The sequence below is a fragment of the Bifidobacterium aemilianum genome (assembly GCF_003315635.1).
Lineage (GTDB): Bacteria > Actinomycetota > Actinomycetes > Actinomycetales > Bifidobacteriaceae > Bifidobacterium > Bifidobacterium aemilianum.
In genome coordinates, this window is record NZ_PDCG01000081.1 from 1 (window position 1) to 306 (window position 306).

General features: G+C 70.9%; 1 pseudogene. It reads left to right on the forward strand.

Annotated elements, in window-relative coordinates:
- Positions 1–306, forward strand: a pseudogene (locus CRD60_RS08500) (serine/threonine protein kinase); the annotation flags it as partial.

Here is a 306-nt window from a genome sequence, read left to right on the forward strand (position 1 = left end):
GGGCACGCCCGGCTTCATCGCCCCGGAGGTGATTGACGGAGCCGAATCGGACGAGGGATCGGACTGGTGGAGCACGGCGGCGGTCCTGGCCTATGCGGCCTGCGGCAGGCCGGTCTTCGGCTCCAAACCGATGATGGCGGTACTGGAGCGGGCAGCCTCGGGTTCGGCCGATCTGACCGGGCTGCCGGCGCGGACCATGGCGGCTTTCCGCGCCGCACTGGCTCCCAGGCGTCAGGACCGTCCCTCCCCCGAGGCCCTGTTGGATGCGATTGCGACGGATGCCATGGATCCGCAGGCCTGGCAGGG